The organism is Psychrobacter sp. DWR1-2-3, from assembly GCF_049896465.1.
Classification (GTDB): domain Bacteria; phylum Pseudomonadota; class Gammaproteobacteria; order Pseudomonadales; family Moraxellaceae; genus Psychrobacter; species Psychrobacter maritimus.
The window spans coordinates 187,964-212,833 of the sequence record NZ_JAFCUJ010000001.1 but is presented as its reverse complement, the minus strand read 5'-3'; the positions used below and the strand labels follow the sequence as shown (position 1 = coordinate 212,833).

Annotated in this window: 12 protein-coding genes; 4 read left to right on the top strand and 8 right to left on the bottom strand. The window is 44.0% G+C overall.

Annotated features, from left to right (window positions below; translation table 11 throughout):
• Window positions 1-126: 126 nt before the first annotated feature.
• Window positions 127-3,159: an LPS-assembly protein LptD gene (locus tag ACP7AA_RS00815; RefSeq protein ID WP_426222368.1), complete on the bottom strand. Its 3,033-nt coding sequence runs from the start codon at window positions 3,157-3,159 to the stop codon at window positions 127-129.
• Between the two features lie 447 nt (window positions 3,160-3,606).
• Between ACP7AA_RS00815 and ACP7AA_RS00810 the strand changes: the two genes are divergently transcribed.
• Both ACP7AA_RS00810 and murU read left to right on the top strand, forming a co-directional pair.
• The gene (locus tag ACP7AA_RS00810; protein ID WP_426222367.1) at window positions 3,607-4,716 is read left to right on the top strand and encodes an aminoglycoside phosphotransferase family protein; all 1,110 of its coding nucleotides are present in this window, start codon (window positions 3,607-3,609) and stop codon (window positions 4,714-4,716) included.
• 120 nt (window positions 4,717-4,836) lie between these two features.
• Window positions 4,837-5,565, top strand: coding sequence for an N-acetylmuramate alpha-1-phosphate uridylyltransferase MurU (gene murU / locus ACP7AA_RS00805; RefSeq protein ID WP_426222366.1), 729 nt, complete (start codon window positions 4,837-4,839; stop codon window positions 5,563-5,565).
• Between the two features lie 109 nt (window positions 5,566-5,674).
• On the opposite strand, the gene ACP7AA_RS00800 is transcribed toward murU, so the two are convergent.
• The 7 genes from ACP7AA_RS00800 to ACP7AA_RS00770 all read right to left on the bottom strand — a co-directional run bounded on the left by ACP7AA_RS00800 (window position 5,675) and on the right by ACP7AA_RS00770 (window position 15,812).
• Complete coding sequence (locus ACP7AA_RS00800; protein WP_372829867.1) at window positions 5,675-5,791, bottom strand: DUF2474 domain-containing protein; 117 nt, start codon at window positions 5,789-5,791, stop codon at window positions 5,675-5,677.
• A gap of 103 nt (window positions 5,792-5,894) precedes the next feature.
• Entirely contained in the window at window positions 5,895-6,911 is a 1,017-nt protein-coding gene (gene cydB, locus ACP7AA_RS00795) for a cytochrome d ubiquinol oxidase subunit II (RefSeq protein WP_281491160.1), read from the bottom strand.
• Window positions 6,911-8,416 carry a cytochrome ubiquinol oxidase subunit I gene (locus ACP7AA_RS00790; protein ID WP_426222365.1) on the bottom strand — a complete coding sequence of 502 codons (1,506 nt, stop codon included), beginning with the start codon at window positions 8,414-8,416 and terminating at the stop codon, window positions 6,911-6,913. Before ACP7AA_RS00790 ends, cydB begins: the two co-directional genes overlap by 1 nt.
• 627 nt (window positions 8,417-9,043) lie before the next feature.
• Window positions 9,044-11,608, bottom strand: coding sequence for an esterase/lipase family protein (locus ACP7AA_RS00785; protein WP_426222364.1), 2,565 nt, complete (start codon window positions 11,606-11,608; stop codon window positions 9,044-9,046).
• 507 nt (window positions 11,609-12,115) lie between these two features.
• Window positions 12,116-13,297, bottom strand: coding sequence for a tetratricopeptide repeat protein (locus tag ACP7AA_RS00780; RefSeq protein ID WP_426222363.1), 1,182 nt, complete (start codon window positions 13,295-13,297; stop codon window positions 12,116-12,118).
• A 276-nt stretch (window positions 13,298-13,573) separates the two neighbouring features.
• Window positions 13,574-14,212, bottom strand: a complete 639-nt coding sequence (coq7, locus tag ACP7AA_RS00775) for a 2-polyprenyl-3-methyl-6-methoxy-1,4-benzoquinone monooxygenase (RefSeq protein WP_372829872.1) — start codon at window positions 14,210-14,212, stop codon at window positions 13,574-13,576.
• 259 nt (window positions 14,213-14,471) lie between these two features.
• Window positions 14,472-15,812, bottom strand: a complete 1,341-nt coding sequence (locus ACP7AA_RS00770; RefSeq protein ID WP_426222362.1) for an MFS transporter — start codon at window positions 15,810-15,812, stop codon at window positions 14,472-14,474.
• Between the two features lie 324 nt (window positions 15,813-16,136).
• On the opposite strand from ACP7AA_RS00770, the gene ACP7AA_RS00765 reads away from it, so the two are divergent.
• Both ACP7AA_RS00765 and ACP7AA_RS00760 read left to right on the top strand, forming a co-directional pair.
• Entirely contained in the window at window positions 16,137-19,706 is a 3,570-nt protein-coding gene (locus tag ACP7AA_RS00765; protein WP_426222361.1) for an autotransporter assembly complex protein TamA, read from the top strand.
• A gap of 98 nt (window positions 19,707-19,804) precedes the next feature.
• Window positions 19,805-24,814 (top strand): translocation/assembly module TamB domain-containing protein, encoded by a 5,010-nt coding sequence (locus ACP7AA_RS00760; RefSeq protein WP_426222360.1) that lies wholly within the window; start codon window positions 19,805-19,807, stop codon window positions 24,812-24,814.
• The last annotated feature ends 56 nt before the right edge of the window (window positions 24,815-24,870 follow it).

The window sequence follows — 24,870 nt, the reverse complement described above, 5'->3', positions numbered from 1 at the left end:
GTAGCGGCTAAGGTTGTCTATAATAAATAGGGTAAAAACAATGTTATAGACTGTTATATCACAAATAACAGTCTATAAATAATGCCATCAATCATACGTTAATCTAATCGTATAGACGATGCTTTATTAATCCTTCCATGCGCTTTGAACGGGCTCAAATCCTAACACTTTATCAGAAAGCAAGCGCGTTAAACGGCTGCTGCCGCTACCAAGACCGTTAAGTCTGATTTCTGCCATAATCGCTTGCGTCGGTTTGTCTTTGATATTTAAGTCATTATAGTAACGACGACCATAAACGGCAAAACCAAAACAGCAATCCTCATAATCGACACCAATTAACGAATCAAGCATCTTATCACGATTATAATCATACTGACCTTGCGCCAATACGCGCCAGTTATTATTAATAGGGAACACGGCTGATGCGGTAAAGGCAGATAAGGGTAATTGGTCAGTGTTTTCATCACGCATACGCTTCACAAAACCGACGTTAAATAAGCTGTTGTCAGACGGCTGGTAACGCAGCTCGGTGGTGATATAGTTTAAATCATAGCTATTGGTAAGGGCGCCACTCATATCTATCCAGACGTTATTATAAGGCTGAGTACTGGTATCCCATACCATTCCTGAAGACGATGACGTCAGGATAGGTTTATCTTCATCAAGGGTTACACGCCCGTCATCGATATAAAACTGCTCTGCAATGCTACCATCAAAACGTGTCACACCCGTTGCATCGATGTAACGATAATTAATACCGGGTGTAAAGGCATGCAAATCTTGCAAACGGTCATGCCCTAAAAACCAGCTGTCCGAAAAAAGCTGCTCATAGTTAATAGAGGCAACACGGGTATTAAAGTTAGGAATCTTGTTTTGGTCTTTATAGGGCGAATAGGTGTATTTTAAGCGCGGACTTAATAAGCGATAACCGCCCAAGGTATCGTCAAATGCACCAAAAGGTGAACCTGCTTGATAAAAATGCAAACCGGCGTCAATACTGGCCTGTGGCACCAATACTGACTGGCTGCCATCGTCTTTATTAAGCTCGTTATCTGCTAAGCTGTCTTCATCATAAGAGGTATACAGATGCTGTAAGCTGAGCTTAGGTTTAATATAGCCCCAAGATCTTTCCATGGGGTAAACGGCGCTGAGTTTATTATAAATCCGCGTGCCACTTTTCTCATTTTCAGAGCCGTCATCGATAGACTTTTTAAAATAAGCGGTATCACTAACGCCGGTGATATCAAAGCTTTTTGCCCACGGTAAACGATAATCAAGCTTGAGCTGCGGCAAGCGCGAATAAGGCTTATCTTTATCTTGTAATACCTGCCCATTATTGGTGATGGCGTCTAGAGTCTGAAAAGTTTCTACCTTTAACTCGCCATTGACATAATCATTATAATAATTGACCCGCGCACTGCGTGGTAGGTTTAAGGTATTGTCTGATAAACCTAAGGTATCAAAGTCATTGAGATAGTCTGCATCAGATACATAACTGTATTTTGCATCACCACTTAAGCGCGGAATGCTTTTAGATGACCAATAATGTTCATAAAACAAACTGCTGCGATCTTCGCCGTTATATTCTTTATCATTGGGCAGATATGAGCCATTAAAAATACCTTCGCCATATTCTTCAGTCAAATAACGAAATTCACCTGAGAGCATCGGGTTACGATTGGTATAAACACGGGTATTAAGCGTCGCATCATAATTCGGCGCTAAATTAAAGTAATAAGGTACATCGACTTCAAGACCGCTTTCACTACTGATACTAGCATTGGGCAGTAAAACTCCGCTACTGCGTCGATTGTCTATAGGAAAGTTAAAATAAGGCAAATAGAAGACAGGCACATCAGCGATACGGAAGGTCGTATTATAAGCTTCGCCGCGACCGGTTTCGGTATCTAAGTCGATACTTTTGGCATCAAACTGCCATTTACGGTTGGTGGGCGGGCAAGTGCTGAACATCACCTCATCGAGCTCGTATTGTGTCTCATTCGGTCGATTTAAGCGCTTGGCATAACCGTGTGCTTGTAGCTCTACACTGGCAAAGGCCACGTCTTTGGCCGTTGATTGTCCAGTTTCAGTATTATAATTTAAGCTGTCAGCAACCCCAATGAGACCACCTTTTGACGCTTTATCAGTAAGGCTGGCCTTATTGTTTTTGGCATTGTTGCTTTGAATGTTTCCAGCTTGGAGTGGAATAGTGGATGAATTGCTATTGGCAGTGGCTTGATCGGTAAACATCACTTTACCTTGCGCTGCTGCCACGCCATTGGTTAAGTCTAGAACAATCTTGTCCGCTTCGATATGCTGAGTGCCTTGGTCAACTATGACATTGCCTGATAGCTCTGCATAATCGACATTGTCATAGTAACCATAATCCGACTCGGCAAATAGCGGCGCTTGGTTATTCGGAATGCCGTTTAGATTGGGTGCTGGCTGACCATTACTTGCGCCTGTTTCATTAATCGCTCGTTGATAGTTGGGGTTTTTCTTGGGGTAGACCCATTGACCTTCGCAGCGTTGGGCGCTGTCGATGGTATTTGGTAGCAGCTTTAAGTCGTTGCCTACGGGCGGAATGGTTTGCGCGGTAAACGTATTTTGAATATCATTTTGGTTGTTATCTGCTACATTAGCATTGCTATTATTGTTTAACGTTGCAGGGTCAGTTTCAGGTGTTAATTCATAAAATTCTGCCAAGCGTCTGAGGCTTTCTTGGATACTTTCATCACTGTCGTTAACTTGGCGGCTGTTAACTTTAGTCTCAGCTGTAGTAATACTATCTAATGGCGCAGCGGTATTATTTTGATTGTTGTCATTAGCATTGGCATTATTACTATCATTGCTGTCATTAATTTCTGTGATATCGATAGTGTTACTATCTAAATTATTATCAAAGCCCGTATTTTGCTCATAATCGCTTTGATAACTGATGTCTTGATTGACGGTATTAATATTATTATTGACATTTTTATTAGCGTCAGCTGCAACCTTTGGGGCATAAGCGCTAGCGCTATCGACCGCTAACGGCTCAGTGGTCTGCGTATCTATCTGTGCATCATTATTAATAGCGGCACTGACGGCTAGGCTTGATAAGCCTAAGGCGCCAAATAAAATCAAACGGATGCTTTGGTAAAGCGGAGAATATAACAAGGGCACACCTATGTATGATTGTAGAGCCTATTGGATTGCGATCATTAGATTACTAGAAGTATTTTAGCGATATTTAACGGCTAATAAACCAGTAATTCATACGATAATCTCGAAAATCAGAACGTTTTACATATAATGACGACTAATCATAGTCAAAAAAAACCAAATCAGCTACACTATTTAGCAAAATTTATCATATAGCTAAATATAACTGGGCGAGCTATTGTTAATAGACTGCTCAGATAGTAGCTTATAGTTATTAGCTTATAGACAGACTAGATCTATACTGAGTAATATAATATGGCTCGATGCATTAATTAACTTGCTTACAGCCGAAATTAATTTGCTTAGAGCCGTTGTTAGGCTAAGCCAAGCGCTCCCTATTTTAACAACTATTTGCCCCACTTATCACTACTTTAGTCATTTACGACTGATATTTAACCTGCGATGCTTTTTATGACCGATAAAACTATGTTAGAACCTAGCGTACCCGCTACTCGTCAGCAGCAATTAGAACAATGGCTGCAAGAAGTATTTGCCAATCAACCATTCATTCTTGATAGTTTGCCCGGTGACGCCAGCGCACGCCAATATCACCGTATCCAGCTACTTGACAATAATGAGGCAGAAACGGCGCGCTATATTGTCATGGATTCTGCTGATGAACAAGAGGCGTTGCAGCAGTTTATTAATGTGGCAAAACTGATGTCACCGGCAATCAATGTCCCAACGCTGGTTGCTCAAGATATAGAAAAAGGCTTTTTGGTATTACAAGACTTTGGGGCGGTAGAGTTTGCTCATCTGCTGGTAGATGCGCCGCCTGTGCAGATTAATGATTATTATCAATTGGCGATGCGTACCTTAGTTGACTTGCAAACAGTGCCCATAGCCACCGCAAAAGCTGATCATCAATTGCCAGATTATGATACGGCACTTTTAACCCGTGAGATGGATTTGTTTAGCGAATGGTTTATCCCTTATATTAGCGTGGAGCTTGAAGAGACGCTATGGGAAAATCTTAAAGCTGCTTTGATAGCTGAGATTTTGGCACAGCCGCAGGTGATAGTGCATCGTGATTATCACAGTCGCAACCTTATGCAAGACCAGGCAGATCATACGCGCTTAGGCGTTATTGATTTCCAAGATGCGGTAGTAGGCTCGTATACCTATGATTTGGTATCGTTAGTACGAGATGCCTATGTAGAATGGCCGGAGAGTCAAATCACAAGTTGGGTGCAGGATTGTTGGCAATTACAAAAGCAGGCAGGGCTTGTGACCGCTGATAATGCGGCTCAGTTTGAAAACGATGTCAATGTCATGGGCGTACAACGGCATTTAAAAGTGCTGGGCATTTTTATCCGTTTATTTGAACGTGATGGCAAAAGTCGCTATTTGGCCGATATTCCAAAAGTCATGCGTGACTTAATTTTTGAGCTAGAATGGCTTGCAGAGTATGGTAATCCCGATATGAAGCAGGCAGTCGGCCCGTTTAATGAATGGTTGCGAGAGGTTATCTTGCCTGCTTATCAAAGTAAATTTGTACAACAATATATCTAAATAAGTACATCTAAATAGCATTAATAAAGTCAAAGGGGTTAAAACATCAACCGCCTTTATAGTGTTTAAAAGTCAATAATTAACAATAGGCAGCAAAACAGCCAACAACAAGGAGCGCGTATGTCGGTAATAACGCAAGCAATGATTTTGGCGGCTGGCAAGGGTACGCGCCTGCGTCCGCTAACACTTGAGACGCCAAAGCCTTTGGTTGAAGTCGGCGGGCAACCACTGATTGTCTGGCATATCAAAGCGCTACAAGCTGCTGGCATTACTGATATTACTATTAATGCGTCATGGCTTGCGGATAAGCTGATGCAGGCACTGGGTGATGGTGCCGAATATGGCGTCAAGCTGCATTGGTCAGATGAAGGTGATGAGCCGCTTGAGACGGCTGGCGGGATTTTTAACGCGCTACAAACAGGCAAGCTGCAAGATGCGCCCTTTATCTTAGTCAACTCTGATGTCTGGACGACCTATGATTTTGCTCAGTTGCAGGACTATACGTTGGGGCCTGACCAATTGGCACATTTATTATTGATTGACAATCCTGAGCATAATAATGGCGGTGATTTCGCGATCAATAATGGACTGGCAAGCGAGCAGCCGATTGCTGATGCCGACAAATATACTTTTGCGGGTATCAGCGTGCTATCAGCTAGACTGGTTGATGGGCTGGTCTCAGGGCAGCCAGCGCCACTTGCACCACTGCTAAAGCAAGCAATGCTAAAGTTTCAAATTACCGCTGAAGTAATTAAAGACAATTGGATAGATGTTGGTACGCCTGAACGCCTAACGCAAGTGAACGAATTTATCGAAACTCACGGCGTCGATGATCATCGCGGCGCATAAACTGTTCTACGACAGTTAAAACTCAAGCAAATAAAAAAGCAGCGCTGAATATTATAATATTCAGCGCTGCTTTTTTATGGATATAGGAATGTAGGTAAAAGGATACGTTTTATACGCCCATTGCCAGTTTAATTAACTGTGCAATCGTAAAGATAACCAAAAACCCTGCCACATATAAGCCGATAAACCATGCCCATTGTGACTGTTTTTTACTGAGCTTTTTCATAACTATTTCTCCGTAATCTCCTATAACGTATTCTTAAGCTCATTGAGCTAAGCACAGCTATTATCCGTTATGTGCAATAGATAATAGCCAACGCTATTCTGCTTTAATACATATGCTCATGGTCGGTTTTGCCCTTAAAGGTATAATAAGCAAAAGCGGTGTAGCTCAAAATGATTGGCAGCATAATACCGGCACCGATGAGCATAAAGGATAGCGAAGTATCGGCAGCAGCAGCTTCATAGATGGTCATCTGATACGGTACGATATACGGGAATATGGCAAAACAAACCCCGATATAGCCCATCAAAAATAGTGCGACAGTCAATAAGAACGGACGATATTCACGTTCGCCGGTTAAATCTTTGCGCATTAAGAAAAATAACAGCACCACGATAATGGGCATCGGAGCAAGATACAGCAGACCTGGGAAACTAAACCAGCCTTCAAGCGCATCAATACCTGAGAAATACATAAATACCGTTACCGCAATCATCGCCACGATTAAAGCAGAGAGCAGCCAGCCTGAGACTTTACGTGCCCATACTTGTAGGGTATGTTCAGTTTTAATAATTAACCACGTAGAACCCAATAAAGCATAGCCAATTAACAAGGCAAAGCCACACATAATTGAGAAAGGTGAGAACCAATCAAAAGGACCACCGGTATATAAACGATTACTGGCTTCTAAACCTTGTACCAATGCCCCAAGCATAATACCTTGAGCAAAAGTTGCCACGACAGAGCCGATAAAGAAGAAACTATCCCACACATAGCGGTGCGAGGTGGCTTTAAAGCGGAACTCAAACGCCACGCCGCGCATAATCAAACCAAACAACATAAAGATGACGGGCAAATAAAGACCGGTCATAATGATGCCATAAGCGACAGGGAAGGCGGCGAATAAACCACCTCCGCCGAGCACTAGCCACGTCTCATTGCCATCCCAAAAAGGGGCGATAGAGTTCATCATGCGGCTGCGGTTTTTATCGGAGCCCGCAAATGGGAACAGAATACCGCAGCCCAAGTCAAAGCCATCAAGCAAGACATAAATAAACACAGATAGAGCAATTAAGCCGCCCCAAATTAAGGGTAAATCTAATACATCACCATAGTTAAACATTAGCGTAACCCTCCATCATCGACATCGTCAGCAGGTTTATCCAAGTCGCCTTCGCGCCCTTTGGTTTTATCAGCCGCCTGCTTATCACCGCTCAAGGTACGACCTTGTCCTTCAGTGACAGAATGTTCATAGAACTGATCTTCCGACGGATCTTCGTACGGTTTTGGTCCTTGGGCAATCAGACGTAGGATATAAAAACTGCCCGCCCCAAAGACAAAGACATATAGCACGATAAAGCCAATCAAGGTTGTCGCAACTTGCTGCGCCGCAACCGGTGACATACTCTCAGCGGTACGAATGACGCCATATACTGTCCATGGCTGACGACCTGTTTCGGTCACAAACCAGCCAGCAAGTAGCGCGATAAAACCAAGTGGTGTCATCATCATCCATGCCCGGTGAAATAGCTTACTCTCAGGGTTGAACTGTTGTTTTTTAAAGTACTTATAAAGACTAAACAGACCGACGAGCAACATCAACATGCCGATAGCAACCATGATACGGAACGACCAAAAAACAATAGGAACGTAAGGTCGATCTTCTGGTGCCCAGTTCTTAAGTCCTTTAACTTCACCGTCTAATGAGTGCGTTAAAATTAAACCTGAAGCATAAGGGATTTTAATTTCGTAATGGTTTTTTTCCGCTTTTTGATCTGGGATGCCAAATAAGACAAGAGGCGCACCGCGCTCATTTTCCCACAGACCTTCCATCGCCGCTACTTTAGCTGGTTGATGTTCTAAAGTATTTAGACCATGCATATCACCAATCAGTACCTGTGCTGGTGCGACAAATATCGCCATAATCATAGCCATACCTAGCATGACGCGACCGTGTTGTCGATGTTCAGCATGTCTTTTGGACTGTAGGTAATAAGCACCAATACCACCAATCACAAAGGCGGTGGTCAAAAATGCTGCCGTCATCATATGCGCATAGCGGTAAGGGAATGATGGGTTAAAGATAATCTCAAGCCAATTGGTTGGATATAGCAGCCCATCAGCGCCCATCAAAAAGCCTTGCGGCGTTTGCATGAAGCTGTTAGCGGCCAAAATCCAAAATCCTGATATCATCGTACCGATGGCGACGATGGCGGTTGAGGCAAGGTGCATACGCTTACTTACCCGTCCCCAACCAAATAGCATAATGCCTAAGAAAGACGCCTCTAAGAAGAACGCTGTCAATACTTCATAGGCGAGTAGCGGACCTAGGATATTACCGGCTCTGTCTGAAAACACCGCCCAGTTGGTTCCGAACTGATAGGACATTACCACGCCCGAAACCACACCCATACCGAATACCACGGCAAATATTTTTACCCAGTGTTTATAAACTTCGGCATAAATAGGCTCACCGGTTTTCAGCCAACGATACTCAAGCACCGTCAGCCAGCTGGCAAGTCCGATAGAAAAAGCGGGGAAAACAATATGCCATGAGATAACGAAGGCAAATTGGATACGCGCGAGCATCAACGCATCAAGTTGATCAATCATAAATGTAGCAAACATAAACGGTTACCCTTATCTGTTAGCTGAATAGCGCTGGCTTCCATGATACGCTCAAGTAACTGTCCGTAACCGTCCATCAATCAGGGCGCTCATTATTACGGGCAATGGCTAAGTATTATTTAGCGGCAAATGTGGTTAAGACAAAACCTTTGGCTAACATAGTGTCAATAACGGCTATGCTTTAGTAACTACTAATCAGTCATCTAAGCAGTAATCGCTGCTATACCTTCATAACTACTAGTTTATAATTACTAAATAGTTACTATTTAGCTAAAGTAAATAATTCATATCCTTACAAATTATTAAATATTCATCAAATGACGGTATTGCTGATATTTGGTACTTAAGTATTATGCGCCCGCCCATTCGTACACGCAAGTTGCACAATATGGTTATCGCACACCTATTAGTCATAAAGTATTTACAATGTTAGTCAAATAGATTGTAAATAACAGCCATTGTTTAAATATTGTTATCAATATATACATAACAGTAATATGAAAATACATGTTTTAACACTAGGCGTTTACCTTTTTATGAGTAATAAAAAGTTGAGGGTGTGTGCTATTAGCTAGGTGTGGGCGCCTAGCTAATAGTAAAACCATATTCATGTCTTAATACTGTGTTTTATTGCTGTAATTGTTGATGCAAAATACGGCGTAAGGTCAAAATGGTTTGTGGGTTTTCTTGAATGCTATGACCACCATTAATCACCGTCTCCGACGCTGCACCATTAAGATGCGCACTGGTATAAGGTACGATACCGTCTGATAAGCGCTCTGTTAATGCTTGCCCAATCTCACCATCGACCGTCACTGCCGCAATGAGCGGCTTGCTTGGTAACTCATCGCTATCCGTTAAGAGCTCATTGGTATTGTTGGCATCGATAACATCTTCTACACGCTCGTCATCCTCTGTTATCTCATGCGATAAGTCGAGCTTGGCGCCGGCGGGTTGCATTTCTGCCAAGCCTTTGGTGATATCCGCATCGTTATTGGCGATGATTGAATGATACGTGATGCGCTTATTGATACTGATGTCTTTGGTTAATTGAATAAAAGAAGATTTGTCGCTTAATTGACTGGCACCATTTTGTAGATATAGCGCACCGAGCGGGTTTTGTGCTAAGTCGCCTTGAATGGCAAGCGTTGCTAAGTTATCAGTGACTGTCTTCACCAAACCGACTGGTAAGTAAACAATGCGGCGTAGCGCACGGGTAAACCAACGGTCGGCATAATCGGTGCCACGAAAAGGCGACGATAAAAATACTGCTGTATCGACTTGCGGTAAGGCTTTTAGCTCAAAACGCTCTCGTAGCTGCTGTTGGCCAAATGATTCTTTCAGCGCGTCACGTATTTTGCGCTTCTCATTCATTGACAGGACATTTTGGTCGTCCAGTCTGTCCAAGTCATCGACTAAGTTCTCATCAGAGAGCATCATACGGGCAATGATACCGCCCATACTATGGCTAATAATGACGCTATTTTTGCTAGCAATATTTTGTCCTTTAGGGTCTGTTTGCTCATAAGTTGCATTGATGAGCTTTTGAATTTGGTAACGATTTTCTAGTATAGGCAAGTTGGTTGGATAAAAAATTTGCCATACTTGATAATTATTACGCAATTTATCGTCATTAAAAATATCGTTGGTCAAATTGACCCACGTTGCTGGGCTTGATGCCAAACCATGTAGCATAATGATGACACGCTTATCAGGGTCATAAGGCTCTAACATAAAGAGCTTTGGTAAGCTGGCTTCTTTTTGGCGGGTAATCAGGTTTAAATAACCGACGCCATCGAGCTGATTTTCTGCCAGCCATAAGCCGTACCCTGCCGAAAAGTTGGCGGCAAGCGGATAGTCGTCACCCAAGATATTGGCGCTCTCGCTGCGGTACGGGTTATATAAATGAATATCGAGCTGTTTGCTGCTCAGGGTATCGAGCACACTATCACCAGCGGGCTTAATCAAACCGGTCATTAGTAAATGCCCGGTTGGATAAATGCGTGTACTGGCATCATCGCTGTCTACATTTGCCTTTGCTAAGTTGTCCTTTACTAAATCATCCTTCGCGCTGTCAGCTGCATTTTGATTACTGACTTTTTGAGGGCTGGCTTCTTGATTGAGCCTGCCTGACAACGAGGACACCAATAGTTGGCGAATGGTGGTGGTATAGCGATCATCTAGTGAGGCGACCAAGCTGATACCCAAACCTGGGCGTTTACTAATGGAGTTCAATCCGGAGAGGCGCAGCTCGTAGGTCGAGACCAAATCCGCTAAGGCAGAGGTTTGCTGATTGGCATTTTTTAGATAGTTATTTTCATTGGGCAAATAGACATTGAGATTATAGTCGTCTATTTGCATTTTCATGACTTTGATTTGATCGGTTGGCTGACCGGTTACGGCGGTACGATTGGCAATCGCGGCTTGCTCGCTGTTATGACGGCTACTTGCTGTGGTTGGTAAATATTCTGTTTTGGTATTGCCCATCATTTTATTGCTGCCGTCAGCCGACTGATAGAGCTGGGTGATGACATCGTTACTGGCGGCGTTATAAATATCTTGGGTTTGGATATCCACATCGCTTGGGATACGGCTTTTCGCCTGTGACCGAGCGGTCTCTTTATCCGCGCCTTCAAAGTCATGTTCTAAGCTGTCATAAAATAAATAGGTATAACTGGATTTGATGGCATCAAAAAGCCTGCCTTGATAACCAACCAAGCAGCTATCGGTTCTTTTTTGCTGTGCCTTGGCATCATCATCGCTTAAAGGCGCGTTGGCATAGTAAGGGTCAAGTGGTGGGCGGGCAAGGGCATTGCGGCAGTCTTTGGACGCGGCAAGCTGGCGTGCTTTGGCATAATGCAATTCGGCAAATACCGCCAATGCGGGACGATAGTGTTCATTGAGCATGCTGTCCGTAAGCTGCGTTAAGCACAGATCAAACTGCTGCATACAAGCTTTCTCGTTGAGCCCTGCTGACAATAAAGCCGAGGCCGTATCGCTACTGAGTTTTTTATCGGTGACGATGTTGCCGCGCTGAGCAGAAATGGTCTTGGCCGACGCCTGTTTATTGACAGAAACAGTACTACAAGCGGGCAATATTGCCATTGCTGCAACTACCGCTAATAGAGCAATAGGTTTTTTATTTTTAGAGGTTGGCGTCAGTGCCGCATTGGCAGGGTCAGCGAAAAGCATAGGTAATTCCAGTGAATAATAGTCAGGAATGCATCATGAATAAATGACAAATCACTCATTCATATATCAGCATGAGTGTAGCGTAACTTTTGTGCTGCGCCTATCGTATTTGATGGCTTATATTCAAATATCGCAAAATACCGTCAGTTTTTAATGCCGCATTATGGGGCTAAAATAAAAGCTTTTGGAATTTAATATTTAACTAAGTGTTTGAAAAAAATAGCATAGGTTAAAACATAAAAATTGTCAGTTCGGTGCAAGGCGCGTGCTTAGCGAATAAATAAATCCGTAAATAAGTTAAAAATGATTAGCTGAGCGTTTGTATTAGACGAAAAAAAGCGTCTTTATTTTATACTGCCATCATAGCAATATAAAACAAAGACGCTAGAGTTGCGCGCTCAAATGATTGATAACGAGGATTTAAGCGCGATTTTTAGTAATGAATGTTACTTTGCTTGATATTTAAACTATCAATACTTAAACAACCAATACTTAAACAACTCTTTATTAAGTACTTGGTTTGATATTAACGTCTGGTGCAGGGATATCCCAAATATAGAACTTACCATCTTCGATAAGTTTGATTTGTTGGCGAATCACCGCATTGTCAGGCACTTGTTGTGCTAAACGACGCAAGCGCTCTAAGGCTTTATCGCGGCGATCACTTAATACGTCAGATTGCGCCAAGCTTTGCTCGGCTTCGGTATAGCCTAGGCTGACCGCTTGATCAAGATATTTTTGACCTTCTTTAAAGCCGCCGCCTTCTGAGAGCATCATGCCATAGATGAAATTGGCTTCACCACTATTAGGTTTCAGTTTAATCGCACGGTCGACATATTGCCCGCCGCGTACTGTGTATTCTGAGCCTAAGTCTAAGTTGCGTCCCATACCATTGAGCTTGGCTGCACGAATCAAGACGTCATAGGAAGCATTTGGCGCTTTGGCATACGGCTCAATCCATTCGGTCATGACTTTGATTTTTTCACGGGCGTTATGACGTTGGGTGCGGTTAGGGAAGTTTGGCGGATAATGGCGCGCATTTGGTGACACCTCTTTAATAAAGTCATCGAGTAAGCTGACGTCCAACTTATCAGTACCAAGTCCTTGCTGCTGCGGTATTAGCACGGTCGGCACAAAGCTAATATCTGAGATATTGACTTGCGGTGCTGGGATATTTGGCAGCTGTCCGCTACTTAAATCGATACCCGTTGCAGTCATTGGTCCACGCTCATAAACACGTGTGGTGCCTGTCAGTTCAGGGGCGTTTGGTGCTGGTACGGCTGGTGGCTGAGCCATGTTAGTTGTATTTAAAGGCGCACGGTTTGGTTGGGCGTTAGCCTGTTGAACATTGCTTTGTTGCGCATTGTTGCCTTGAGTAAACGTTGGTTGCGCCACGTTATTTGGTTGAATGCTATTTTGCTGAACGTTGTTTTGTGGAATCTCAGTATTCATTTGCGCGTCAGTTTGAGCTGTACTGACAGCAGTATTCGGCTTGGCTAAGCGAATCACACGTTTAGTAGAATCGATTGCGCTAGGTACTGCGGTACTAGTAGAGGCCGCTGCTGCGGTATCAGCTTCTGCTGCATGGACAGGGGCAGATAGCATCATGGCACAGGCAGCGGCTAATACGGTTAGAGTCGCAAACTTCGGCGCTTTGTGAGAGGTGGTAGGGTGGTTAATCGCTTTCATAAAAATAGTTACCTTATTTATTTAATAATAAATTTGTTTAATAATCATTTTGTTTGCTGAATCGTTAGTTATCAATCCATCCATTGATTAGTGGTTATGTTTTAGTATTCCGTAAAATCGTACAAATTTTTCATACCCTAGCAAATTAATCTGAGTGCTAACAGTAGTAGGATTGTTAAAAATGAATAATAACCCGTTATCGCTAGCTGTTATCGCAAAGACTTATCCTAATATAATAGTGGCTATAGGCTAGTGCTTATTATAGAGGATAAACGGTTATAGATGATAAGCGGTGGCTTTCATGCGATTGGCCATCCAGCGCATGCTATAACGTACCGGTGGCGACAATGCCGCGCCCCCATTGGCCAGTGCCAGCTCGCGATGGTGCAATTCCTCAATGTCCATTTGCGCCAGTATTTCTCTTGAGCGTTTATCTTGTGGTGGTAATTGCCCAATATGGTCTTGCAAATGCTCGCTGACTTGCGCTTCAGTTTCTGCGACAAAGCCCAAACTAAACTCATTGGAGATAGCACCTGCTACCGCGCCAAGCCCGAAAGACATGCCATACCATAATGGCGTAAAAATACTAGGGTGGCTGCCAAGCTCATCCAAACGGGTCTCGCACCATACCAGATGATCGACTTCTTCTTCAGCCGACTGTTGCATGGCTTGCTTGACATTATCGTCCTTTGCCGCAAACGCTTGCCCGTGATATAGCCCTTGAGCGCATACTTCGCCAGTATGGTTGATACGCATCAATCCTGCGACATGACGCGCCTCAGTAATACTGAGCTCAGGAATCTCATCACTACTCACAGGCAGGGGGCGGGTGCTAGGATTTGAATGCGGCACGACCGCTCGCAATGCCTTGTCCACCCCAAGTAATAGCTGGTCAATTTTTGATAAGGGACGCAGGGCCATGGTTCACTCCTGATGGCTGTGTTTATTATAAATATATTTACGATTAACAGGTTTTAGCTATCTACATTTTTCTTACGATAGCACTTTTAAGCGTATAGCAAGCACTGTTTGTAAGCTGCCTGATTTGCTGATAAGCCTTACTATAGCAAACAACTATAACAAACAATATAGAATGTCGGCAGCAAAATTAATAGCTTAACGATTCATTTATAATATCTATTCGCAGGGCTATTAGCTCATGTTGCCAACATCTTTAATCTTGTCGATTACGTTCGTCATCATGGGTTTGGATGACCGCTTGCTTAATATGTTTATTAAGTTTGAGGTATAAAAATATTCCAAAGACAAGATTTAATATGCCGGTGACTAAGAACAATTGCGGTAGGGTCAGACCTAACGCATTTAACACCACAATCGAAAAAATTGCCGAGCTGACCATAAAGATGGCGTTAAAGATATTATTGGCACCGACGATGCGTGCACGATGGCTTTTCGGCGCATAAGCTTGCATAGAGGCATATAAAGGCACGATATATAAGCCGCCACTAAAGCCCAAAAAGAATAAGTCGGCAAACACACGCCAGCTACCGCTCATACCCCATAAATCACCAATACCAAATAGTGCTTCGGTATTAACATCAATATTTAATCCTGACAAAGAAAAATATAAATCAATCGCAAATATACTAAGACCAGCGATACCAAAGGGTAATAAGCGCAGACTGACTTGATTTTTGGTCAAAGATTTACACAGCAGCGAACCAATCGATACGCCAACCGAGAATAGCGTTAATAGAAAAATAACCACTGACTCATCGCCATGCAAAATGACTTTGCTAAATTCAGGGGTTTGGGTCAAAAACGTCGCCCCATAAAACCAAAACCAGCTATTACCAAGTATGACAAAGAATAAAAAAGGCAAGGAGTATAAATAGCGCACCGTCGCCATGCTGGTGGTAAAGATGTTCCAGTTAACCTTCAGGTCAGGCTGCATCGCTGGCATGGTTGGAATAAAACGGGCGGCAAAATAACCTATTGCCGCTACAAATAGCACAGTGACACTAATCCAAAATAGCGGCTGTGTTATCTGGGTCAATACCCCGGCGATAATCATACCGAGCAAGATGGCAAGCGAGGTGCCCATTTGGAACAAACCATTGGCACCGACCAGCTCATCTTCTTTCATCGCTTGCGGCAAATAGGCATACTTAATCGGACCAAAAAACGTCGATTGTGTCCCCATCAAAAACAGCGCCACAAATAATAGCGCATACCATTCAAAGACAAAGCCTACGGCGGCAATGATCATGATGGATATCTCAAGCAATTTAATCAATCGCGTCAGTTTTGATTTTTCAAACTTATCGGCGATTTGACCTGCCAAGGCTGAAAATAAAAAATACGGCAAAATAAACAACATCGCCGCTAAGTTATTTAAGATACTGACTTCCATGCCCAGCTGACTGGCAGCGGTGTAAGTCAGCACCAATATCAGCGCCTGCTTAAAGATATTGTCATTGAACGCGCCCAAAAACTGGGTGAAAAACATGGCGCTAAAACGGCGGCGCTTAAATAATTGAAACTGATTGGCCATGAAAATTCCTACAGATGGGTCGCAGCTAGTATAGTGAGAACAAGGTAAAATGCAGTGATTGATATATAAACAATTATCAACAGTATCAAAAACTTATCGAAATATAGCATAGGTTTTATCAATGTTAAGCCGTATAATAGCAAGGGTTTGGTAAAAATACATGCGCCCGATGCTATGATTTGATAATTAACTAAGTTATGATTTGTAAATTTTAGCCGACCAAACCCATAATCTCAGTTAACTGCTCTACGTTTATTCACCGGTAAAATGGGGCGATTGTAATCGACCGTAACCTTGTGCCGCGTGAGGTGATAGGAACTAAATATGAAACATCAGCCTTCAACTCTAGCGCGCCACTTATCGGTTATGCCGCGTGATACGCCAGACATGCCGCCGCACTCCGTTAAGCTTACTCATCTTAGTTACGTTAATCACATTCATCGTAACAGTAATCCGCGCGTTTACTTTACGCGGACGGCAATTTTTAGTGCGTTGACCACAAGCTTGGTTGGTTTCGGCGTGAGTGTTGGTATGGCACCTGCCGCCTTTGCCGCTACCGATTTAAACACTAGTACTGCCAATAATCCAAGCAGTAGCCAAGTTATTAAAAATATCGAAAGTGATGCGTATGAAGATAGCCAGCTTGATATCGCTTTGGATGCCTTGCGCCTAAAAAAGGCCGTCGAACAAGGTATTATCGATCAATCGGTATTGGATGATTATAGTGAGCAAAACCTAGGTATCAAAAAGCCTAATCCAAAAAAATCAGAAACTGACGCTAAGAGAAGTCCTAGCACGCAAACAAATAACACGGATAACTCGCAGTTATCAAATAATGATATCGATAGTGTTAATGACTTTGCTAATAACATTGCTAACAACATTGGTACTGGCTTGGATAATCTAGGTAACAACCAAGCATTTGATAGCAATGAAAACTTAGAGCAGCAAGTCAATAGCGTGCAGCAGCAAGGCTATCAGATGATGACACCTGCAGAAATCGATCGTGAATTGGCGGCAATGGATAGGCAAAACGCCCAAGATATTGACAGTCTTAATAGTAGCACTGGCGTGAATAACATCGATGGCATACGTCATAATGGTAGCGACTTTGAGGCATTGGATGGATTCGATGCGCCAGTGGCGACGTTAAATGATACGACGCCACCGATTGGTCTGGACGTTGACTTGGATGCGACTACCCTGCCAGCACCAAGCAATCTTGACACCCTAGGTAGAAATGAGACGGCAGGTAGAAATGAGACGGCTGCGAAACAGGCAGAGACTGATGATGTGATGTCACGTCCTATTAATGTCAGTGATTCTGTCAGTAGCGGCAATACTGATTCAGAAGTGGATAACGCTATTTTAGTGAATGATGCTTTAGAAGATAGTAATGATGCCATTAATATAGAAAACGCGCAGTCAGGTAGCATTAATCCTGATGATTATTTGCCTAATTATGAAAATGATATTGATGCAGTCAAGGAAAGTATCGAGCAAGCGGCAAAACCCAAACCGAAGGCACGCAATAAAAAAGGCAATATCGTTAAGCGTCTTTATAATCGTTTCTTTAATGAGGGCGCGATCGCCTTACCACACGTCGAAACAACAATTTATTTGCAACAAGCCGCGGCGGACAATTTAAATAGTAATACTGAAGACAATATTGCAAATAGTACCCGAAATACTACGCCAAAACTGACCAAAGCGGATGATAATATTCAACCCTTTAAGAATATCAAAGCTGCGCTCGATGACACTACCGTTCAGTCTGTGGTTGATTTTACCGCTGCGCTACCGCGTCTGCGCCAAACGGCATTGGATGCGGCAAAAGCCGTTGGTTACTATGAAGTGACCTTGCGTTTACGCCAAACCAATAGCGATACTATTGACGTCATTATTGAGAAGTTGGGCGAGCCAGTACGCGTTGATAGCCGCATTGTCGATATCCGCGGCGAAGGCAGCGAGCAATCAGAGTTTGCTGAGCTTGAGAAAGACTTACCGCCAAAAGAAGGTGATATCTTTAATCACCGCGTTTATAAAGACAGTAAAGCAGCACTTGAGTCGCTCAGTAATACCTATGGTTACTTTGATCAATATTGGCTAAATAAATCGGTCGATATTATCTTGCCGGACAATACGGCCGATGTGTCGCTGGTTTACAATACCGGCGAGCGCTATGAATTTGATGAAGTGGTGTTTTTTACTTATGATCAAGAGTCGGGTACGTTGACGCGTGACCCGGAAAAACTGCCGGTGGAATTGTCCTTATTGCATCAGCTGCTGGGCTTTAAAGCGGGCGACCCTTTTTATCGTCCCGCAGTGACTAAGTTTAGTAATGATTTATCGGCGACCCGTTACTTCAATACCGTCAACGTCGAGTCGATTTTGCCACCCGATGAACGTACGGAAAGCAGTACCTTGGCGTTTGATAATTCCCCTAATGCCAATATTGCTGATAATAATACTGACGCTATTGATAATGTCTCTTATGTCAGTGATACTGAGCAATATGGCGATAACAATAGCCAAAATGAGGGTGAGCGCTACGCCAATAGTGGCGAGACCGTCAATCCAGCTGACATCGCTGCTATTGAGTTTAAAGCTGATGAAGAAACACTGGATAAACTGCAAGCCATTAAACAAAAAGCTGAACGTTTAAGCCGACTGCCAAGCGATCGGGTATTGGACGAAAAAGACCAAGCAACCAATAGTATTTTGGGTAAAATCAGTGACTCTATTAGTAATATTGCGCAAAAGATTTTCCCTGATGAAAAAAGTATCCTTGCTGATGAAAACTTTGTCCCACCGACACTTGCCGGACGTAAAACCCCGCAAGAGGTGTTAGAAAATAAAAAAGTACCGCTGTATGTCTTTGTTTCTGCCAATAAACCACGTGATGCCCAAGTCGGTATTGGTTATGGTACCGATACGGGCGTACGTGCAACCGCCAAGATAGATTATAATTTGCTCAATCGTAAAGGTTATCAAGCAGGGGCAGAGGCCGAAGTCTCTCGAATCACAAAAAATGTCGCCCTTTATGCTAGCCGCCCATGGAAGCATCCATTAAATGATAAGTTGGATGCGCGTTTGACCTATGAAGAAGAGGTCATTGACCAAGGCGAAGGCAACTTTGATTTGTCTACCAGAACCTTAAAAGCGGGACTAGCGCGCAATATCCGCCGTGAAAACGGCTGGGATCGTAGCTACTCTGTGCGCTATCGTTTAGATGAGCTAGCGACGGGCATTGATGAGGCCGAGTTGGACAATCTTCCGGTACGCTTTACCTCGTCTAAACCTACGCAGCAAGCCTTGTTGTTCGGTTATGGTATGAGTAAGACTGATGTCGATAACGCTGCCAATCCTACGCGCGGGTTCCGTCAGTATTATTCGCTTGAAGCTGGTTCAGAAAGTGCATTAAGTGATACCGATTTGGCGATACTACGCGCGGGCGTGAGCGGTCTTTATAGCTTTGGAGCTGATGATAAACACCAAATTCTAGGCAGCTTAAATACTGGTTATATTTGGGCCGATGATTTTTATGAAGTGCCCTATAAACTGCGCTTCTTTGCCGGTGGCGACCAAAGTATTCGTGGTTATGATTACGAGAGCTTATCACCGATTGATAAAGGCTATCTGACAGGCGGACAAATCCTAGCCGTCGGTAGCGCCGAATATAATTATGAGTTTAAACCGGGTTTCCGTGGGGCGTTTTTCACCGATGTCGGTAATGCTTATGATAAAGATTTTGAGACAGATACCAAAGTTGGCGTCGGTGTCGGTATCCGCTGGGCATCACCAGTTGGTGTGGTACGTGTCGATGTGGCGGCTGGTGTGACGGAGGAGAGTATTCCGGTGCGACTGCATCTCTTTATCGGCTCGCCTTTATAAACAGTAAGCAGCAAACAGTCCTAACTACAGTCTTAAATACAGTTCTATTTTTTATCCTAGCGCATGCTGGTAATCATTCTTTAACGTAGCTGAGTGTCATGTTGACCAAAAATACCCCGCCAAACAAGCCATCAGATGAAGATCCAGCACAACGCGATGCCCGCGCCGTAAGACGTTGGTATCCGCTGTCTTTTTTACTCAAATTGACGGTGCTTATTCTTATCGTACTGGCGATTATGTTCGCCATTTTTTTGTATGCGGCGGGTACTGAATCAGGCACCAAGTTTATTTTAGAGAAAATCAGTGCTGAGACGGGTATTAAATTTAAATATGGTCGTGGTAATCTGCGCGATGGTCTTTGGCTTACGGATATCGATATTGAAGCAAACGAAGACCTTGAGATATTAGTCGATAAGGCCTACGTTAAAATAGGCTGGCGCGCGGTATTTGCCAAAGAAGTGCATCTGCGTGACGCTGATATTCAAACCATTGAGATTATCAATAACAAACCGCCAACGGGTGAGCCGTTCGATTATCGAACCCTCAGCTTGCCAGTCAATTTGCGTTTTGATCAAGCAAAAGTACAAACCATCATTTATAAGCAAGTGACCAAAGAGCCTATCATCGTACATGATATTGAGGCGCGTGATTTGACGTGGGTCGGTAGCGTGGTGAACGTCGGTCGCGGTAAATTGCAATACGCTGATATTGTCAAAGTCAGTGCCTTACAAGGTCATGCAGATTTACAAGGTGACTATCCTTTAGATTTGAGCGCTATAGCTGAGGTAAGCGCGCTAGGAAAGGCTTATATTGACCCATTAAACATTACCGCAACCGGTACGCTTAAACGCACCGTCGGTAAAGTTCGTAGCCGCTATAACGACAGCGATGTCAGCGGCGATTTTGTGGTACAGGGTTTAGATAGTGACTCGCCATTTCAGGCAAAGCTTGAATGGGATGATATTCTTATCCCTTATGCCGACAGCCAAAATATCCATCTCAAAAGTGGCATGGCGACAGCATCGGGTGTCATCTCAGAGATACGTCTGCGTATCAATACTGAGCTGACTGCCAAAGATATCCCGTCAGGACACTATCAAGGTCGCGGCATCATTGCTGATAGCCAACTGCGCGTTGATCGCTTAGATGCTCAAGTGCCAGCGGGCAATCTTGTGCTACAAGGTATCTTAGACTGGAAGGGTAGCTTTGATGCAAAAGTGCGCGCAACCGGCAGTAATTTTGATATTCGACGGGCTATTCCTAAGGATTACGCTGATTTTAAAGCGTACGCGCCGCAAAAGCTTAATGGTCGTTTGTCGGTACATTATCAGCATAAAAACAAAGCTGGCAATCTAGAGATGGATGCAGATTTGCGCCAGCGTGATGGTGAACACGTTAATGCCAATATCGTGCAAGGTAAACCCTTAGCACGTGGCAGAACATCCAAATCTAAGCAAATAACGCCTTGGTATATCGATGCCAAATGGCAGAACCTTGTACGTCGTAATGTGCCTAATATTGGCAATATTAATAGCCCAAGCGGACAAGCAAATGTCATCATGCGCGGCGCGAATTTATCAGTTGACGGTAAGGCGGTGATTAATGAGCTAAATGCCGCCCCTAAAGGCAACTACGATTTACGTGTGCGTAAAGCGGGCGATGTCATCGAAATCAACCGTCTTAATTATAAAGGCATAGTAGGTGATTTATCTGGCACAGGTCAGATTCAACTGGCGAGCAAAAAACGGCCGCTAACTTGGCAGATTGATGCGCGTACCACGGGTTTATTACCCAAGAAATATCGTAGTGATTTACCACTTGAGCGCCTGACAGGACGTATCAATGCACGCGGGCGCATGCTCAATATCAGTAAAAACCGCGTCAAAGGTCAGCGTCATATTGTCAGTTTTAACAATACCGATCTGCAAGCAAACCTCGATGCCAGCCAAGATAGCCGCGCTATCGGTATCACAGGCGGTGGTGATGCCAGCGTCGATATTATCGGTGGTGAGCTATCCGTCTTTGACGCCCGTTTCGATGGGCACATTGATACCGCTGATGTACCAAAAGGCAGCTTATCGATTGATGCCGCTGGAACGCCAAAGCTGATTCGTATCCGTAAACTAAATTACAACGGTGAAGCTGGTGCTGTAAAGGCGAACGGTGTTATCGACTTGCGTCAGAATATCGGCTGGACGGTCGATGGTCGCTTTGATAAATTTAATCTCGGCTATTTCTTACCCAATAACGCGGCCATTATCACTGGTGACTTAAAAACCAGCGGTGTGTGGCAAACCGCGCCAAAAAATAATGCTAATGCGAAGGGTAAGCTTAAAAACTTTGCGGTAAATTTTGATGGTGTATTAGACGCTGAGCAATTACCAGCCGGTAAACTTACCATTGATGCCAGTGGTGACGCTCAGCTGATTCGTATCAAGCGTTTCCGCCATGTCGGCGCGGCAGGCAGTATCGATGCTAATGGTACGGTTGATGTGCGTAAAGGTATCGCTTGGGATATCAAAGCGGTGATGAATCGCTTTAACTTGGGCTATTTCTTTAAAGACATCCCAAGTACCATTACAGGCAGCATCGATACCGATGGGCGCTGGGGCGATAACCAGCAAATCATTAATATCAAACAAGTTAACTTAAGTGGTATGTTAAAAGGCCAGCCGCTAAGTGCCAAAGGTAGTTTAGCGGCGAAGATGCGCTTACCAAAAGACTTGGCCAGTTATTTCAAACGCTTGCAGGCGCAAGATGCACAGGCGCAGTATAAGCAAGTCAATGCCTTAATCGATAGCTTAAATGCCAATAATTTGGTGCTGCGTTGGGGCGATAATTATCTTACCGCCAATGGTAACGCGAAGCAGCTACAAGCTAAGATTAATATCACTAGTCTCGACCAGCTCTCAGATAAGCTTGCTGGTAAAGTAACGGGCGGGGCGACCTTATCGCAGCCAGCAGGACAGGCGCTGCCAACGATTTATATTGACTTGGTTGGTGAGCGTCTTGCGCTACCGGGCTTTATTTTGCGTCAAGGTCGTATCCGCGGCAAGCTGGTTAACTTATTCAATAGCCCAAGTCAGCTTATTGTCAGTGCTGAAGGTTTGGATGTTGGAGGGCAAAGCTTTAAGAAGATTAATGCAACCTTTAATGGGACTGAACAGGCGCATGTGGTCAATCTTGATGTGGCCAATGATGAGCTTGATATCTCTGCCAAGCTCAAAGGTGGCTTTAATCGCGATAAACTCAGCTGGTCAGGGGTGATTGGTAAAGGCCGCGTCAAATCAAAATACGCGACGTTAAATCAATTGCAACCTGCCCAGCTCATTGTGAATTTACCCAAAAAACAAGGCAATCAATCAACGGACTTAAAGGTACAGCTCGCCGCCCACTGTTGGCAAGCGACTGATCAAACGGGCAAGCTGTGTTTACGTGAAAACTTAATTGCCTCACCTGCCAGTGGTCAGGTTAATTTGGCCGTACAAAATTTGGATACGTCATTATTTGCGGTATTTTTACCAAAAGACATTGATTGGCAAGCGAAAATTAATGGTAAAGCCATCGTCGGTTGGCAACGTGGTCGTCCGCCAACGATTAATACCACGCTGTACTCTGATAACGGCAAAATTGGCCTCATTCAAGATGGCGATAGTCAGCCGGTTACCTTGCCATATAAGCGGGTATCACTGATTGCGGTATCAGTACCAGATGGTCTAAAAATACGTACGGATATCAATACCGGTCATGGGGCGCGTGGCTATGCCGAAGTCATTATTGACCCTTATAAAACACCGAAACCCATCTCGGGCGCATTAGTACTTAACGAGCTTAATTTGGCGGTATTTAAGCCATTCTTCCCTGGTATGCGGGTGCTCGAAGGCAATATTACTATGGCGGGCGGCTTAGGCGGCACGCTCGATAAGCCGCAGTTCTATGGTGATGTGAAATTGGTTAATGGTCGCATTGCGATGCTTGATTTACCTGTGAATTTAAGAAAGGTCAATGTCGATGCCAAAATTCGCGGCACGCAAGCGACTATCGATGGTACCTTTAACAGTGGTACAGGCACGGGCACGCTAACAGGTACGGTTAATTGGCAACAAAAACTACAGGCTAAGCTCAGTATTATTGGCGAGCGTTTGGTATTAACACAGCCGCCATTATTGGTCGCTGAGGTTAATCCTGATATTGACATCATCGTGCGTCCGGGTGACCGTTACGTCAATATCACTGGTGCCGTGAGTGTGCCATCAGCGACCATTCGTCCACCAGAAGCCAGTGAGGATATTATTACCCAAACCGAAGATGCCGTCGTGCTTGATCGGCGTTTGATCGGTAATATTGATGAGGTTTTAGCCATCTCAAAACCTTGGTCAATCAATGCTGATATCGGTATCGACTTGGGTGATGATATTAATTTCCGTGGTTTTGGTGCGGTGATTCCTTTAGCCGGTGCGATTCATATCACACAAAATGGCACGGGTGTTATGCGCGCCAAAGGCGTGGTGCAAGTATCACGTCGTACCAATATTGATGCCTTTGGGCAAAATTTAGAGCTCAATTATGGTCAAGTGCGCTTTAATGGCGATGTAATGAAACCCAACCTTAGCATTGAAGCGGCTAAAAACATTAGCGGTAAAACAGTTGGCGTGCGCGTCAAAGGCAACACGGAAAATCCAAATATCATTGTATTTAATAACGCTGGTCTCACCCAGCAGCAAGCGATGAATGCCTTGATAACCGGTCGTATTAATAATAAGAGCGCCACGCAAATCAGTGAGCAGGGTTTTAAATCACAGGTGACCAATAACCTTGCAGCAGCAGGCTTAAGCTTTGGGCTTAGTGGCACGCGCACTTTGACCAACCAGATAGGTCAAGTGTTTGGTTTACAAAGCCTGACGGTTGATGCGTCAGGCAGTAGCGAGGATACTAACGTCAACGTCACCGGTTATGTGACGCCTGATTTATATATTCGCTATGGTGTAGGCGTCTTTAATGCCCAAAACAGCCTATCTATCCGTTATCAGTTGACGCGGCGGATTTATGTCGAAGCAACTTCAGCAGCGGAAAATGCGGTTGATGTGGTTTATAGCTGGCAATTCTAATGGTTTAATCGTCTAGCGGTCAGTTGGTTGGTTGGTTAGTCGATGGTTAGCGATTA